18 protein-coding genes are annotated in these 14,774 nt (G+C 48.3%); 4 read left to right on the top strand and 14 right to left on the bottom strand.

Annotated elements, in window-relative coordinates:
• Window positions 1-5 precede the first annotated feature (5 nt).
• Together AC3B4V_RS11355 and AC3B4V_RS11350 are read left to right on the top strand one after the other, a co-directional pair.
• The gene (locus tag AC3B4V_RS11355; protein WP_488378470.1) at window positions 6-710 is read left to right on the top strand and encodes an AAA family ATPase; all 705 of its coding nucleotides are present in this window, start codon (window positions 6-8) and stop codon (window positions 708-710) included.
• Between the two features lie 433 nt (window positions 711-1,143).
• Window positions 1,144-1,362, top strand: a complete 219-nt coding sequence (locus AC3B4V_RS11350) for a helix-turn-helix domain-containing protein (protein WP_167507574.1) — start codon at window positions 1,144-1,146, stop codon at window positions 1,360-1,362.
• On the opposite strand, the gene AC3B4V_RS11345 is transcribed toward AC3B4V_RS11350, so the two are convergent.
• From AC3B4V_RS11345 to AC3B4V_RS11335, 3 genes are all read right to left on the bottom strand, one after another.
• The gene (locus AC3B4V_RS11345; RefSeq protein WP_290721918.1) at window positions 1,337-1,747 is read right to left on the bottom strand and encodes an SRPBCC family protein; all 411 of its coding nucleotides are present in this window, start codon (window positions 1,745-1,747) and stop codon (window positions 1,337-1,339) included. The two genes, AC3B4V_RS11350 and AC3B4V_RS11345, sit on opposite strands and share 26 nt — an antisense overlap.
• A gap of 86 nt (window positions 1,748-1,833) precedes the next feature.
• A complete protein-coding gene (locus AC3B4V_RS11340; protein WP_488378469.1) occupies window positions 1,834-2,052 on the bottom strand; it encodes a hypothetical protein in 219 nt (72 codons plus the stop codon).
• Window positions 2,049-3,335 carry a right-handed parallel beta-helix repeat-containing protein gene (locus AC3B4V_RS11335; RefSeq protein ID WP_488378468.1) on the bottom strand — a complete coding sequence of 429 codons (1,287 nt, stop codon included), beginning with the start codon at window positions 3,333-3,335 and terminating at the stop codon, window positions 2,049-2,051. The genes AC3B4V_RS11340 and AC3B4V_RS11335 overlap by 4 nt, the downstream gene beginning before the upstream one ends.
• Window positions 3,336-3,452: 117 nt before the next feature.
• Between AC3B4V_RS11335 and AC3B4V_RS11330 the strand changes: the two genes are divergently transcribed.
• A complete protein-coding gene (locus AC3B4V_RS11330; protein ID WP_488378467.1) occupies window positions 3,453-4,031 on the top strand; it encodes a hypothetical protein in 579 nt (192 codons plus the stop codon).
• Window positions 4,032-4,065: 34 nt separating this feature from the next.
• On the opposite strand, the gene AC3B4V_RS11325 is transcribed toward AC3B4V_RS11330, so the two are convergent.
• Window positions 4,066-4,680: a histidine phosphatase family protein gene (locus AC3B4V_RS11325; protein WP_214860063.1), complete on the bottom strand. Its 615-nt coding sequence runs from the start codon at window positions 4,678-4,680 to the stop codon at window positions 4,066-4,068.
• 144 nt (window positions 4,681-4,824) lie between these two features.
• On the opposite strand from AC3B4V_RS11325, the gene AC3B4V_RS11320 reads away from it, so the two are divergent.
• Window positions 4,825-5,712, top strand: coding sequence for an alpha/beta hydrolase (locus AC3B4V_RS11320; RefSeq protein ID WP_488378466.1), 888 nt, complete (start codon window positions 4,825-4,827; stop codon window positions 5,710-5,712).
• 62 nt (window positions 5,713-5,774) lie between these two features.
• Here AC3B4V_RS11320 and AC3B4V_RS11315 read toward each other — a convergent pair whose 3' ends face one another.
• The 10 genes from AC3B4V_RS11315 to AC3B4V_RS11270 all read right to left on the bottom strand — a co-directional run bounded on the left by AC3B4V_RS11315 (window position 5,775) and on the right by AC3B4V_RS11270 (window position 14,763).
• Entirely contained in the window at window positions 5,775-7,175 is a 1,401-nt protein-coding gene (locus AC3B4V_RS11315; RefSeq protein ID WP_488378465.1) for an MFS transporter, read from the bottom strand.
• Window positions 7,176-7,380: 205 nt separating this feature from the next.
• Entirely contained in the window at window positions 7,381-8,070 is a 690-nt protein-coding gene (locus tag AC3B4V_RS11310; protein ID WP_488378464.1) for a hypothetical protein, read from the bottom strand.
• 20 nt (window positions 8,071-8,090) lie between these two features.
• Window positions 8,091-8,621 (bottom strand): nucleotidyltransferase family protein, encoded by a 531-nt coding sequence (locus AC3B4V_RS11305; protein WP_488378463.1) that lies wholly within the window; start codon window positions 8,619-8,621, stop codon window positions 8,091-8,093.
• The gene (locus AC3B4V_RS11300; RefSeq protein ID WP_488378462.1) at window positions 8,611-9,111 is read right to left on the bottom strand and encodes a zinc-binding dehydrogenase; all 501 of its coding nucleotides are present in this window, start codon (window positions 9,109-9,111) and stop codon (window positions 8,611-8,613) included. The genes AC3B4V_RS11305 and AC3B4V_RS11300 overlap by 11 nt, the downstream gene beginning before the upstream one ends.
• Window positions 9,108-9,596: a quinone oxidoreductase family protein gene (locus AC3B4V_RS11295; protein ID WP_488378461.1), complete on the bottom strand. Its 489-nt coding sequence runs from the start codon at window positions 9,594-9,596 to the stop codon at window positions 9,108-9,110. The genes AC3B4V_RS11300 and AC3B4V_RS11295 overlap by 4 nt, the downstream gene beginning before the upstream one ends.
• 97 nt (window positions 9,597-9,693) lie before the next feature.
• The gene (locus AC3B4V_RS11290; RefSeq protein WP_488378460.1) at window positions 9,694-10,617 is read right to left on the bottom strand and encodes a DMT family transporter; all 924 of its coding nucleotides are present in this window, start codon (window positions 10,615-10,617) and stop codon (window positions 9,694-9,696) included.
• A 106-nt stretch (window positions 10,618-10,723) separates the two neighbouring features.
• Window positions 10,724-11,194 (bottom strand): hypothetical protein, encoded by a 471-nt coding sequence (locus AC3B4V_RS11285; RefSeq protein ID WP_488378459.1) that lies wholly within the window; start codon window positions 11,192-11,194, stop codon window positions 10,724-10,726.
• Between the two features lie 31 nt (window positions 11,195-11,225).
• A complete protein-coding gene (locus AC3B4V_RS11280) occupies window positions 11,226-11,543 on the bottom strand; it encodes a hypothetical protein (RefSeq protein ID WP_064299783.1) in 318 nt (105 codons plus the stop codon).
• 29 nt (window positions 11,544-11,572) lie between these two features.
• Complete coding sequence (locus tag AC3B4V_RS11275; RefSeq protein WP_488378458.1) at window positions 11,573-14,017, bottom strand: ABC transporter permease; 2,445 nt, start codon at window positions 14,015-14,017, stop codon at window positions 11,573-11,575.
• Window positions 14,014-14,763, bottom strand: coding sequence for an ABC transporter ATP-binding protein (locus AC3B4V_RS11270; RefSeq protein WP_488378608.1), 750 nt, complete (start codon window positions 14,761-14,763; stop codon window positions 14,014-14,016). Before AC3B4V_RS11270 ends, AC3B4V_RS11275 begins: the two co-directional genes overlap by 4 nt.
• Between the last annotated feature and the right edge of the window lie 11 nt (window positions 14,764-14,774).

Raw genomic sequence — 14,774 nt, 5'->3', positions numbered from 1 at the left:
TTCAGATGCACGTTCAACACGTACGCTTCAACTATCCGAAATCACCTGACCTGTTACACGATGTCTCCTTTTCACTCATTCCCGGAAAATTGAACGTCTTGATCGGGATGAACGGTGCCGGGAAAACGACACTGTTTGATTGCATGACCGGTGCTTTACCGATCACGTCCGGAGAACTGGACTTACCCGATATTTCGGACATTCTCTATTTGACGCAATTCATCTATTACTCGGATGAATTAAAGGGCAAGGATGTCGCTGTCTTCGTCGGTCGGCTCGCCCGTTTGAAAGCATATCGCAAACAAGAAACCTATACACGTCACCTGAAACAGCCACGAGAGCTCGATCTATTCGCTCATCTGTGGAAAATGAAAATCGGTAAGATGTCCGCTGGCGAAAAGAAATGGTTGTTCGTGACCCTGTTAACAACAATACCACGTTCGCTCTACATCTTTGACGAGCCAACGAGCGGGGTCGACCCGGCTACACGGCTTCATATTATGCGACGCTTCGAGCAGATGACAGCAAACGGTCAAACGTGCCTCTTCTCGACGCATCAATTACACGATCTATTGCATACCGATGCCCATGTCATCTTCCTTCATCAAGGTCGTATTTTGTACGAAGGTGACTTCAAGGATTGGTTGAACCGATTCGAGACGACGGATCCGGACGTCGCGTTCGTCCAAATGCTTGAACTGGCAGGATAACGTTAACCATCTCTCTTTTGGAGGTGGTTTTTTTGTAATATTTGAAATACAGGTTTTTAATAAACATGTACAGGATATACACATTATAAGAAAGGAGGTCGTCCGATGAACTTCATTTCCGGTCAAGCTTTTATCACGATGATAGATTCACTTTTCAACGAAGAGGAATGGAATCGACACGTCTTATACATCACTGCGAATTCAGCAGCGATCCACTTACAAAAACGATCTACCACCATTCTCTCACAGCCTATGGAATGTCAGATTTCGTTTCTCGTGCATTTACCAACGCTAGAAAAACGACTGATCGTCAAAACGAATCAACAGGAGACGCGTCAATTTTTCTTTGATTCAATGGCTTCCATCGATTGTATGTGCACTAGTATAATGCCGTGGGCGAATCCAGGGAGATTCAATGAGGAGGAAAACGTTCATGTCCACCAACACTCTTGAACAACGCATGAATGCCGTCCTCGATTGTTTGGCGGCCGCAAAGGACTACCAACGCATCGCCGGACGGCATGATGTGTCGTATCAACAATTGTATAACTGGGTCCGGCGCTATGAGAGCGGTGGTATTCCTGCCCTGACGGATCGCCGTGGTCGGAAGTTACGAAGCGAACGACTTACTTCGACTCAGCATACGCTTTGAACCGATCAAGGATCGCCTGCCAACCCGCTTGTTGCATCTCAGGCGGGTTGCTTGTTTCGGCATCAAACGATTCGACGACTTCGGTCTGTTCTCCGTTCCGGGAGAAGTCGATCGTCACCTGACGGCCATCTTCGAGGACATACGCAATGCGTTCGTAAGGAACGATTGTCTCGTATGTACCCGTGAAATCAAACCCCATGCTACCATCTTTTGCTTCCATTCGATTCGTGAATTGACCACCGACCGTCAAATCATTCGTTGACGCCGTCGTATGCCAATCGTCAGACGCTGCGTTCCAGCGTTTGATGTCTTCTGGTGCGTTCCAGATCTCCCACACAGTCTCGACCGGACGATCAATCACGGCTTGAATCGTTAGTTTCGTCATCTTTCTTCCTCCTTACTAATTGAAGTTCCCTCCCTATTTCGAGAACGAATAAATGAATTCCTTGTTATTATCGATTAATTCAGGTATTATTTTGAACGCTTTGTTTTCCATACCACAAACAATAGAATTGCTGGAACGAGACAGATGATTGCATCGGTAACGGTCGGCAGTCGTAACGCCGGACTTGTTAAAAACCGAACGCCTTCCACTGTCCAAATCGTTAACATACAGGCGGTCAACGCTGCAAGCCGCCAGCGTCTCGGAATCCGGATCCAGTAAGCGAGGAGTCGCTCCGATAACTTCATCTTCCTTCCATCTTTCGGACCGCTTTCAGAAAACTTCGTTCTGTTTTATAGGAGGCGTCGCGCCACATGAAACGTTTTGTATGCTGGAACGAATTTTTTTCAAACCGATTTCCCGAACTCGTCTTGAAGTAATGGGCGACACTTAACGAACCATCGAATGTGTTCCCGATGATTTTGTTGTCATGGACATCATGCTGGACGAGCAATTGACCACCCTCGAGTCCTTTCGTATCATTCCCGATCAGCTGATTTTGCTCGATCCGGACACGTTTTGTACCGCCTCGCTTCGTGTCATACCCACCGATCGCAATTCCGGTGTAGACGTTTTGCCGTACATCATTCTGGCGCACGATGACATCTTCTGCGTATCGTCCGGCATGTTCACTCGTCACTTCAATCCCGATATCACTCGCTTCGACGAGATTCTTCTCAATCGTCAAATTCTTCCCACCATCGACATAGATACCGGCTGCGCTGTATTCCTTCCCGTAAGCAGGATTGCCGTAGCTCGACGTCCGGTAGACACGATTTTCCGACACGACGCCCTCACGGACGTAGTCGTCTTTTTTCGACTGAGCAATCCCTTCGTGTCCGATCAAATCAATGCCGATGTTGTCGTTATCCCGTAACACGTTCTTCGTCACCCGGAAATGTTTAACGTTTCCGTTTAAGACGAGGGCTTCACTGAAACCGAGACGATTCTGCTCGACTCGGTTACCGGAAATCGTCAGGTGACGAATCGCTCCCGTTCCGTAGACGGCGATGCCGTGTGCATTCCCATCTTTCGCGAGCGTCTTAATCTGGCGGACCGTATTGTTCTTCAACGTGATGTTAGATCCTGATCCCGTGACCAAAATGCCGATCGGTGTCGCGTCCGTTCGTTTTGACTGAACGGCTTCGATCGTCAGTCCTTGGATTGTCACATATGTTCGATTTTTCACCTGAACGATCGGTAAAGTGGTATCCCGATCTTTGATGTTTTTCCCGCTTAACGTGACCTGCTCGTCTTGATAGTTTCGGAAGGTGATCGGGTGTTCTTTCGTTCCACTTTGTCTGACAATTAGCCCCTCGTGATACGTTCCTTTTCGCAAGTAGACCGTCGTACCCGCAGTCGCTTTTTGTGTCGCCTGTCGAATCGTTTTAAACGGATGCTTCAACGTGCCAGTATTTTTATCACTGCCGTTCGGTGCGACGTATAACGATTTTGCCGTCGATTCGGCCTCTTCACTTGTCGAGGCACAACCGACGAGCAGGACGGTTGCTAATAACCATTTGCCTTTCATGATTTCCTCCTTTATTTAGCAAGAACATTGTTGGTATAATCTAGGTATCATTTCTAATTTTTTGAATATTTCAATTTCATCCCGATTCACTATGACTACGGAAAAGAGGAACACGTCATGAAATATGCGCTCTTATTCACCCTGCCCTTCTTGCTTGCTGGTTGCACAACGGAAGCAACCGTCCTTCCAACAGAGACCGTCAAGATCAAGAAGTCTTCCTTTTCGATCACACCCTCTACCGCAAAGGACGCGTCGCAGCAACAGCGGACATTTTTCTTAACTGGTACACTCGATCGCCCGCTCCAGCTCAAGGCGGTCCAATTTGACGATACAGAACCACCAGAGGTGCTAATCGACAAATCGATTCCTGCCGGTACATATGATCGCACACCGTTCCAGTTGACGTATGATTTGAACCTACTCAACGATTCGCATGCCTTCACCTATTCGCTTGATGCGAAGAATGGTATTCCTGAGACGAAAACGGTCTATACCTTACCTCAAAATGTTCAGACTGACAGCGGTCAATTCAATGATCAGAAACAGACGAATGCTTCGTTCTACCCCTTACTCCTCAAACGCTATACGACAGGAGAATCGATCATCGGTCGCTCGATTGACACGTTATCCTCTCCTCACCTAAAGGTCAGAAAACAAGAAGGCGCAATTTTGATCTATTTGACGAAATCACGATAAGGAGAACGGCGGACCGAGAAAAGTCCGCCGTTTTTTAGTCCGCTATGACATGCGACATGTCAGCTTCTAATCGAATCACGGCTTCCCCATCCCTGTATTCGACGATCGTCAAACTCGTTCCATGAATGAACGGCGGATCCCATAATGTCGCGAACGGCTTACGTTGAAGATATGTCAGCAAGATGTTAAGGAAGATGCCGTGGGTGACGATTAAGATGTTTTCGTCTTCTTCATGATCTGCCAGTCGTTCCAAAAACGATAGGATGCGCTCGCGGACCGCCTCAAAGGATTCTCCACTCTCCGGTATGTAGGTATGCGGCGTTTGCCAAAATGCAGCATGAGCAAGCGGATGCGCGACTTCAATTTCCGCCGCCGTCCGTCCTTCCCAGGTTCCCATGTGCATTTCACGCAATCGATCGTCGATGGTGACCGGAATCGCTGGATCGAGATCCATCATTCGAACTGTTTCTCGGACGCGACCAATCGGACTGATATAGAGATGATCCAGCTGAACTTCACGTAAGCGGTGACCAAGGTCTCGCGCATTTTGCCTGCCCTTTGCTGTCAAAGGAGAGTCTTCCCAGCCTTGCATTCGTTTTTCGAGGTTCCATTCTGTCTCGCCATGACGCGTAATGTAAAGTGTTGGCATCTGTTCCATCCTTTCGATTTCTAGTTTCTTTCAAAAGTGTATCAAACTCTGGCTGCTTTTTCCTGCAACTAGAGAAAACGAATCCAGAAGAGAAATTCACCAATCCGTTCGGTATGATGAAGATATACCTAAAGGAGGATTTCGATGAATCGCCAAGAGATGATTGACCTTGCCAAACAAATCCGCTCGGATGAGGAACGTCCTCAAGTCACACCTCCTCATCCACCGCAAGCGACCACGACTACGCTACACGTGCCGGCTTCAGTCGGAGATGTCCGAGTGTTGTGCCACTCACCGATTGATGCAGCAGAACCGTTACCCGGATTCATCAGTTTCCATGGCGGCGGCTTCATCACCGGAACGCCAGAGATGGATGAACCATGGAATCTGTTTCTCGCTGAGACCGCCAACTGTCATGTTCTCAATGTCGAGTACCCGTTAGCGCCAGAACATCCATTTCCTGTTCCGGTCCACGTCGCCTATGAAGTCGTTCAATGGATTTTCCAACATGCTGAGACGCTACATCTCGATGCGGCGCGCATTGCGATCGGAGGGCATAGTGCCGGTGGGAATCTTGCGACTGCCTTATCGTTATGGAACGCCGAGCAGACGTATCCGGTTCCGCTCATCGCTCAAATCCTTGATTATCCTCCGCTCGATCTCGCGACCGATCCCGCGGACAAACCGTTCTTCGAAGAAGCGATACCAGCTGAACAGGCACGTCAGTTCAATGCGATGTACATCGCACGACCGGAAGACGCGTACCATCATCTCGCTTCACCACTTTATGCGGCTCAACTCGAAGCATTACCGCAGACGCTCGTCCTGACGGCGGAGCTCGACTCGCTGGCGCAGGAAGCGCGGCAGTATGCGAAACGTCTTCAAGCGGCAGGTGTCGCTGTTGAGCACCAGGAATTCGCCGGTCAAGCTCATGCCTTTACACACCACGGTGACATCGATGTGGCGCTTCAGGCGTGGCAACGGATTGCTGATTTTCTTCGGCATGCCTTTCAAGCTACTGAACGTTCGTAATGTCGCATTATGAAGTACAACAGTCCCTCACTCCATCGAGTAAGGGACTGTTTGGTTTGCCGTTATTCTTTTTTATTGTCTTCTTTCCACCACAGGGCATCTTCTGGATTTTTTGCGACTTCATGGACTTCCTGTTCCGAAGCAACGGTCGGATGTGATCCTTTTAGCGACTTCCCTGCCGTGTTCTCAAAGAAAAAGAAGAACGTGATGAAGCCAATGACGCTGACGGCTGTCAGGTAGTACGCAGGCGCAAGAGGGTCGTGCGTCGTATGCACGAGCCAGGTCGAGACGAGTGGGGTCGTCCCTCCGAAGATCGACACCGCAATGTTAAACGTGACGGAAAGCGTCCGGTACCTCACATCGGAATAAAAAATACTTGGCAACAAACTTGGCATCGTTCCCTCAAAGATTGACAAGAAGAAACCAAGGATGAAGATTCCGAGACCGACGTATAGCAACCAGTCTTGACCGATTAGGAAAAATGACAGGATTGATGTGAAGGATAATCCCGTCAATCCCAGCAAGACTAGTCGGCGATTGCCGCGCCGATCGCTCAGGCGACCAAACGAGAAAGCGAGCGGAATCATGACGATCATGACACCTGTGATCAACATCGTACTCGTCGCACTCGGCAGACCAATGATTTCGTCCAGATAAGACGGCATATAGGATAACAACATATAGTTCGTGATGTTATAAAAGGCAACGGCGATGAAGCAGACGATGATATCTTTCCGGTGTTCTTGAACGATCGTTCGAAACGTCGCCTGTTCCTGCTTACTTTCATTGATCTCATTCTCGAAAATCGGTGACTCATCCAGGTGACGCCGGAGATACAGACCAAATAATCCGAGCGGTGCGCCTAAGATGAAGGGAATCCGCCATCCCCAAGATGACATTTGATCATCTGACAAAGAGACGAACAAAATCGTCGCTAGCACGGAAGCCAGAATGTACCCGGCTAATGTTCCGATTTCAAGACCACTACCATACGCACTCCGGTGTTTATCGGGTGAAGATTCGGCGATATAGACCATCGCCCCAGCATATTCACCACCGGTTGAAAAACCTTGCAAGACTCGTGCTAAGAGTAAAAGAATTGGTGCCCAGACACCTATTTGATCATACGTCGGCAGCAATCCAATCAATAAGGTCGAAAATGCCATCATGACGATCGTTGTCGTCAAAACGACTTTTCGTCCCAGACGGTCACCCATACGCCCAAAAATTACTCCCCCGAGTGGTCGCATCAAAAAGGCGATCGCAAACGTCGCGAACGTAAAGACGAGTTTCAGTTCATCATTTTCCACACCACTAAAGAAGTTCTGACTGATGATGACGGCGAGGTAGGAGTACAGTCCAAAGTCAAACCACTCCATCGCATTGCCGATTCCGGTCGCATAGACACTCTTTTTCGTTTGCGCCGGATCGACGACGTTGACGCGTTCCCTTTTGAATCGCATGAAATTCTCACTTCCTTTACTATGAATGCGTTACGGTTAACATCTCACCTCACCTTTTTGATCATCGATTGCTTTCATTATTTTCAACATATGATTGCATGATTAAGATTCCCCCTATGCATGACCGATAAACGCTTCTTGACCTCAACCATATACAATTTCTCGTAGGGTTACGGAAAATAAAAAAAGACCCACCGAGGCGGATCTAAAAGTCATCGGATAGTTCCGAAATCGGACTGTCAGGAGATGCCGTTATGAGCCGAAGCAGGACTTGTTCCGGTCGATCACTGACGATCCACATCACGTCCGTTCCGTTTTGGTAGGCAAGATTGAGCTGTTTCCCTTGCTTTTGAACGTGTACCTTCAATCCGTTAACGTTACGTATCCGTTTTCCAAATCGTGCCGGAATCTGCTCACTTTTCAGTCGTGTCTCAATCACCGTGTAATGACGATTCGTGACAAGTTTCGTCGTCATTTTTTTCTTGTTTCCTTCCCACGCTAGACTCCCTTCGATCGACTCGCCTTTCGTGGATTGATCCCGAATGAGATCCATCGAACTGCTTAACATCCAGTTCGACTTCTTTTCATAAATCATTAGCGAATCATATCGTCCATCGATGACGCTTGCTAGCAGTAAATTATAGTCATCGAATCGCACGTCCACTTTGAAATCGTCTTGCTTTAACGTATAGGTGGACTTGTCACTCAAGTCATATTTAAACTGATGCTCGGCCGTCTCTATAGCAGTCGGATAGGAGCCACTGTCGAACAAACTCGTACCATCAACGTGAATCTTTTCCTTCACCTCGACATTCTTTTCCGGTGCGCATCCGCTGATACAGAGGAGTCCTACTAGTAGAAGCGGTATCGTTTTTTTATAACTGATTCGTTTCATCACATACGCTCCTTCTTGTTTCATGTACATATTTGTAGACCCGGGTCGTCTTGCCATCCTTTTTCGATCACCCGTCGCTGAAAAATCGAATGACGCGCGGTACCGACTTGAAAAGGTGGCGTCGGTCGAATGATCCGATCCATAAAGTCATCTGCTCCATATGGAAGGTAAAGTTCAAAATCTGGTCGTCTCGTCACGCCAATTGCTGTGACGGTCTCAGGAAACTGTGAAATCGCATCCGTTGCGGACTGATAAGGTGGTAGTCCATTGACGAGATGCATCCGGGCTTGATTTTTAACGGACCACGGTAAATCCAATAAATTCCGTAACTGTTCTTCATGACGTTTTTCCGTAGCTTCCGAAAGATCATTCGGATCGAAATAGACGATATCGATGTCCGGTCGTTCGTATCGATCCTCCAACCAAACAATTGAGCGAATATATCCAGCACAGATCCACCAATCAGGCAAGTGGAGTGTCGCTACCAACGCTAGCATCTCATGTAACTCATGATCGTTTCGTAATCGCTGTTCAATTTCTTTATGATCCACACTCATCTCCTCCGATTCGTAGAACTATTTTCCCTTGATACTGTCGGGATTCCATCAACTGATGTGCCTCTTGCACTTCTGATAGTTGAAACTCGTGAATCATCGGCATCTTCAATTTCTTATTTTCGAGTAGAAGCAGGATATGGGAAGCAGCCCGTTTAATCCGATTTGGATCCAATTGACGCGTCGTTCCAAGGCTAAATCCACGAATCGTCCGGCAACTGGCGTGGACATCAGTCGTCGAGAGTTCACCTGCTGATCCGCTACTGTTACCAAATTGTACGAGTGTCCCGTAATTAGCGAGACAATCAAGACTTTTTCGCGTTACGTGACCTGCGACAGAATCAAAAATGACATCTGCTCCCTTCCCATTCGTCAACAAAAGGACGTTTTCGGCAAAATCATCATATGTGAATACATGTTCCACACCAAACGATTGTACGTATTTTATTTTCTCAAGATTTCCTACTGTTGCGATGAGTTGCTTCACACCTCTATGTACGCAAGCTGAATCAATGCAGTGCCTACTCCACCTGCTGCACTATGGATAATGATTGTGTCGGTCGGCTTCACTTGACCAATTTCAGTCAGTAACATCTCGCTCAGAATTCCTACCGTAGTAAATAAGGTTGCTTCCCGCAACGAGATCGATAGTGGGACTCGATATACGAGTCGCTCGTCCGCTCGAACGATTTCGGCATATGATCCGGTTTTTGCAAATGCCATGACACGATCGCCTACTTGAAATGCCGAATTTGGGTTAGAAGCTATTACAATGCCGGTTACGTCTAAACCAAGTACGAACGGAAACGTACCCGTTGCTTTTCCTCCTCGGCGTTGTTTTATATCAGCAAAATTCACACCCGCCCAAGCAACTCGAATCAAGACCTCTCCAGGGTTAAGTACTGGATCCAAACATTCATCTTGTTGAAGCACGTTAGCCTCTCCGTATGTATGTTGGATGATACGTCTCATCTTATTCCTCCTTATCATCCTTTCATTTTACCTCATATTTCCATTTAACAACAAAAAAATAGACATCTGCAACCGACGGATTGCAGATGTCTTTGATTTACAGCCGAATCAATACGATACCACCAAGCATGATGAGCAAGCTGACGATTTGCACACCTGTGACTGGTTGTTTTTTTGCACCGAACCAACCGAAACGATCAATCAATAGGCTGCCAGTCAGAAGACCGATCGTCACGATGACGACAGCGAGTCCTGTACCGACGAGCGGAACGATGAAGGCATTCCCGGCAACGAACAACGCACCGATCAACCCACCGATCCAAATCCAAGCAGGTAAGGATTGCGACCGATCGATGTGCCACTTCGTTCGGAGGATCAGATTCAGCAATAACAAGGTGATCGTCCCGATGACGAACGAGATCAATGCGCCTTTGACGGCTGACCCGAGAACACTTCCGAGATGACCATTGATCGCCGTCTGGGCAGCACTCATCATTCCGGTTAGAATTCCGAGCAGACGCCAGACAAACAACGAGTTTTCTGTTGATGCCACCTGATGTTTACGACGGCGTGCGAAATAATCACCGAGCGCGACCGTTCCGACGACACCGAGTAACACTAGCACTGCACCGATGACCCGTGTCAACGAAAGTGTCGTGACGTTCGCTTCAAACAATCCAAAATGATCGATCAACAGTCCCATGATGACTTGACCGAAAATCGGCATGATGACCGTTTGGACGCCTCCGAGTCGCGGAAACAGCAAGATGTTTCCGGTCAAATAAATGACGCCAAGCAGTCCTCCACCCCAAATCCAAAACGGTTCATCGGCGGTAGCTGAGAGACCTGTAAAATCCCCATCGACGAGCAAGACGAGAAGCAGTAAGAAGAGTGAGCCGATCGAAAAGGAAATCAGCGAAGCGAGGAACGGTGAACCGACGACACCCCGTAATCGTGTATTGACACTCGTTTGAACCGGTACGAGCAGACCGATGATAAACCCAATGATGATAGCAAGCATACGAGGACCTCCTTGTTCATGTGCCCCTTCATCATACGGCAGTCGAACACGCTGAAGCGACCGGAATGCTCAAAAAAGGAGCCGGTTCATCGACCGGCTCCACGGATTAGATCTTTTTCCACGACTTCGGATACGTCCGCAGTTCCTTCTTCGTTGGATGCTCAGCATCGAGACGTTTTCCGTTTCGTTCAAGCAACATATCGGATACGAGCAAAACAATCGCAAGGACGACATAGACGGCAAAACTGAGGAAGAATGGCAAGTCGAATACGATGATCAGTGGGAAAAATAATCCCATTAAGATCACGAACAAAAAATCAGTCACATACTGCCATTGAATGATTTTCTTCATCTGTGGTTCTACCGTTAATGCCATATCACGTTCGACTTCTTGCGAGTGAATCCGCGCAATCCACACTAGTGCTACAAGTAAAAAGAACAATGGCCAGTACACGTCGCGATTGGCGACGACTAATAAGATACTGACGCCGTACAGCAACGAGCTGTACAAACGTGGTTTGACGAGTTGACGCTTTTCTTCTTGAATGAACGCGATGCGTTCTGCTTTCTTTTTCATCTAAATCCCCCAACTGATGTGACGTATCTTTTTAATCTGATCGAACCGTCCGTGATCGACCGATGTACTCGACTTTATTTTGAAGTACACGATACATCCGGTATTCTCCCGTCGGTGCCGACTTCAGCTGAACGGCAATCTGATGACGACGTGATTTCGATGATTCCGACGCTACGAAGTACGGTTTGACCGATGCGATATCATCGCGTCCGAACTGCTTCGTCACGTGTCGAACGACTTGTACTTCAACAATCTGTTCATAGGTCGCATCCCGTTCATCTGCGATCATCCACCAGCCGACACCGCTAATTATTACGAGTAATAGAATCGCCCCGATCGTTTTTCGCATTTCGATCCCTCCGGTTCACGTGCCCTTATTTAATGTTTCAATTCGTGAACGAGGTTTTCCTGCTTTCGTCGGGTGACGAACCAAGCGATGCTTATGACAAGCACTATTAAACCGACAATGGTTCCGGCAATCGTCGGTACGTTGAAGTAAAATGATCCCGCATCATCAATCCGTGTCACGAAGAAGGTCGCACCAAGACCACTGATCAGCCCAAAGGTGATGCCACTCCCAATGAATAAGAGCATTTGAATGAGTGTCAGCTGACGGAGCTTGTTCCGTGTCAACGCAATCGTTCGGAGCAAGGCGTATTCGCCTCGTTTTCCACTCACGAAACTGAGTAAGGCGTTCGCAAGTCCGAACCAGACGGATCCACTCATGACGACGAGCGCAATCAAGAAGACGAACCAGCGTTCCGTCGTTTGTTGCTCCGCATCGTGAAGCGCGTCAGATAGTCGATTCACTTGCAATGTCGGATAACGTTGCGTGATCTCTAATAATGTTGTGGTCACTTGCGCCTTCGTTAACTCGGACGGAACGTCGATAAAGACATTTAAGATGTGATCGTTCGGTTGCCGCAGCTGCTCGTTCCGCCAATCCACGAGGACGTCTGGTGCCATCTTCTTTTCGATTCCAACGATTCGGAATTGACCGACCGAAACGCTTCGTTCTTGTTCCCCGTCCCATCGCCCGAGCGGCAACATATCGCCTTTTTCGAGACTGTGTTTTTTAGCGAAGGTCCGTGAGACGATGATTCCTTCTGTGTCACTCGTCTGTTCTCCCGCTAAGACGTCCAGACGACGATAGTCCGTCACTTCGTATTCGATCGAGACATCTTCTTGAGACGATTGATATTCGAGTGAATTTCGAGACGACAGGAAGGTCGCTTTTGCGCCAGGTAGGTCCGTTTCAATTTGCCGAATCAATTGTAGCGGGTTTCCTTGCGATCCTTCATCTAAACGACTCTTTAAGACGACCTCCGTCGGATATTGGCTGATGATGTACTTCCGCTCGTTTTGTTGCACCGTCTCAAGGAACGTCGAGCCGATGACGACGATGATCATCAAGACTTGAACGATCAGCATCAACCAAGCATTTTTCCGGAGTTGCGGTAACACGCCCCGGAAGGCGACGAAACTCGTCGGTCCCGCTAACCGACGAACGATCGGTTCCGCTCGATGCAGCACTCCCTTCAAGAGGAGTGGCGTCGCAAGATACATCGTCAGTAAAAAGGTGACGGTCGCACCAAGCCAGCCGATCGCCCGTGACCCACCCGTACTAGCAATCACTTCAGCGAATAATACTAAGCTGACGGTCAATCCACTACTGAACAGGACGAGACGTTTTCGTCGGGTCGGTCGTGACGCCGTTTTCAGATTTTCTCGCAAAACGTGGAGTGGTAACACATCCCGTTTTCGGTAAGCCGTACTCGCGAGCAACAGCAGAATTAACAAAGCACTACCGAACGTTACGAGCATCAAGAACGCTCCCTGTTCGATCATGAGGGAGACGATCATTTTACCCTCTGTCGGCCATACGAGTTGACCGAGTAACGGGAAGCAAATACTGCCTAGAATTGTAAGCATCGTGCCCGCTAAGACAATCAATCCAGATTGAACGAAGAACAGCTGAAACAGTTGCCGTGTCGTCGCCCCAAGCGTCCGCATGATGGCAAATTGGACAGCATGTTTACGTAAATACAAGTCGAAATTCGCCATCAAGATGAAGCCGGACACGACAAGGATCAATACTGACAAGATTCCGATGTAGCCGTTCAGCGCCGGTGAGAGCGCTTGCCCTTCCGAAAGTTCAATCCGGAGCTTCGGATTCGCTTTGATGAGTGTATCGGCATAGTGGACGAGATCCACCTCTTTTTTTAGATTGAGCAAGACGGCTTTCGTTTCGATCGGATGATACTTTTTCAGATCAGCATACGAAAGCAAGACTTGATCGTGCGAGACTCCCGGTGTTTTTGAATTTGGTAAAATCTCACGGATTCGATACGTCGCTTCTCCGACGCGAAGCGTTTGCCCGACACTACGATCAAGCGACGTCGAGAGTCGAGCTGACACGATCACTTCTCCCTGTTTCAATTCGTTCGTGAAATGATACCGACTTTTCGTCAGGGCATCCGAATGAACTCCTATCGTCTCCACGTCGGCCATCGCTTGACCAGCGACGCGCGATGTCGTCTGTAAAATCGACTCTGCGCCCAAGACATCGTGATCCTTTTTAAGTTTCTCAAACATGGACTGATCCGTCCGCTCGTCTTCAGGTGTATATTTGACCGTCAGATCGACTTGACCATATCTTTGTACACGATCTGTCTCGATAGCGGCTTGATTATGTAGTAAAAAAATGACCATCGTTAAGACAAGACCAATCGAAATCATGACGCTTCCGATTGAGGTCACTAAAATCATCGGACTTTTACGGTACAGTCGGTGGGAAAGACGGAAGAGATGTTGTCGTTTCATACAGCCCCCACGAACTGCTCGTATGTCTCTAAGATCGGTGCCACGTCTCCGGTCGACAGCTGATCGGCAACGATCTGTCCGTCATGGAAATACAGTACACGTTTCGCATGAGCAGCTACGGTCGCATCATGGGTCACGAGCAGGATACTCGTTTGTTGTTCGCGATTGAGTTCTTGCAGCAATTGCATGATTTCAGCAGATGTCTTGAAATCGAGGTTCCCCGTCGGCTCATCCGCTAAGATGATCGGTGGTCGACTGATCAAGGCACGTGCGATCGCGACACGTTGTTGTTGTCCACCCGACAGCTCTTGCGGTCGATGATTGTTCCACTTCGTCAGTCCGACTCGTTTGAGCCAAGTGTCCACCTCTTGGTTGATCGTTTTGTCATCCATCCCCTTCAACATCAATGGTAAGGCGATGTTCTCATGCACCGTCAAGTCATCGAGCAGGTGAAACGATTGAAAGATGAACCCGATGTGCTGTTGTCGGTATAACGTCGCAGCAGGCTCAGTGAAGATCTCGCGTTGCCGTTTTTCCTTTAAGGTCAACGTACCGCCGGTTGGCGCATCAAGCGCTCCCAGGATATTCAACAGTGTACTTTTCCCGGAGCCACTCGTGCCCATGATGGCGATGAATCCTCCTTCCTCTAACGTAAAGCTGACTTGTTTTAATGCATGGATTGTCTCCGTTCCCCGTATGTAGGTTTTTGATAACCGTTCGACTTCTAATAAAGCTGACACGCATATCCCTCCTTAGT

Source organism: Exiguobacterium sp. E17S, assembly GCF_057772545.1.
The sequence above is the reverse complement of the archived record's forward strand: the minus strand, read 5'-3'. Positions and strand labels throughout refer to the sequence as shown.

Excerpts from the sequence above, each read along its gene's own strand:
- AC3B4V_RS11355 (WP_488378470.1), top strand. The coding sequence starts at position 6 with ATGCACGTTCAACACGTACGCTTCAACTATCCGAAATCACCTGACCTG.
- AC3B4V_RS11350 (WP_167507574.1), top strand. The coding sequence starts at position 1,144 with ATGTCCACCAACACTCTTGAACAACGCATGAATGCCGTCCTCGATTGT.
- AC3B4V_RS11345 (WP_290721918.1), bottom strand. The coding sequence starts at position 1,747 with ATGACGAAACTAACGATTCAAGCCGTGATTGATCGTCCGGTCGAGACT.
- AC3B4V_RS11340 (WP_488378469.1), bottom strand. The coding sequence starts at position 2,052 with ATGAAGTTATCGGAGCGACTCCTCGCTTACTGGATCCGGATTCCGAGA.
- AC3B4V_RS11335 (WP_488378468.1), bottom strand. The coding sequence starts at position 3,335 with ATGAAAGGCAAATGGTTATTAGCAACCGTCCTGCTCGTCGGTTGTGCC.
- AC3B4V_RS11330 (WP_488378467.1), top strand. The coding sequence starts at position 3,453 with ATGAAATATGCGCTCTTATTCACCCTGCCCTTCTTGCTTGCTGGTTGC.
- AC3B4V_RS11325 (WP_214860063.1), bottom strand. The coding sequence starts at position 4,680 with ATGCCAACACTTTACATTACGCGTCATGGCGAGACAGAATGGAACCTC.
- AC3B4V_RS11320 (WP_488378466.1), top strand. The coding sequence starts at position 4,825 with ATGAATCGCCAAGAGATGATTGACCTTGCCAAACAAATCCGCTCGGAT.
- AC3B4V_RS11315 (WP_488378465.1), bottom strand. The coding sequence starts at position 7,175 with ATGCGATTCAAAAGGGAACGCGTCAACGTCGTCGATCCGGCGCAAACG.
- AC3B4V_RS11310 (WP_488378464.1), bottom strand. The coding sequence starts at position 8,070 with ATGAAACGAATCAGTTATAAAAAAACGATACCGCTTCTACTAGTAGGA.
- AC3B4V_RS11295 (WP_488378461.1), bottom strand. The coding sequence starts at position 9,596 with ATGAGACGTATCATCCAACATACATACGGAGAGGCTAACGTGCTTCAA.
- AC3B4V_RS11290 (WP_488378460.1), bottom strand. The coding sequence starts at position 10,617 with ATGCTTGCTATCATCATTGGGTTTATCATCGGTCTGCTCGTACCGGTT.
- AC3B4V_RS11285 (WP_488378459.1), bottom strand. The coding sequence starts at position 11,194 with ATGAAAAAGAAAGCAGAACGCATCGCGTTCATTCAAGAAGAAAAGCGT.
- AC3B4V_RS11280 (WP_064299783.1), bottom strand. The coding sequence starts at position 11,543 with ATGCGAAAAACGATCGGGGCGATTCTATTACTCGTAATAATTAGCGGT.
- AC3B4V_RS11275 (WP_488378458.1), bottom strand. The coding sequence starts at position 14,017 with ATGAAACGACAACATCTCTTCCGTCTTTCCCACCGACTGTACCGTAAA.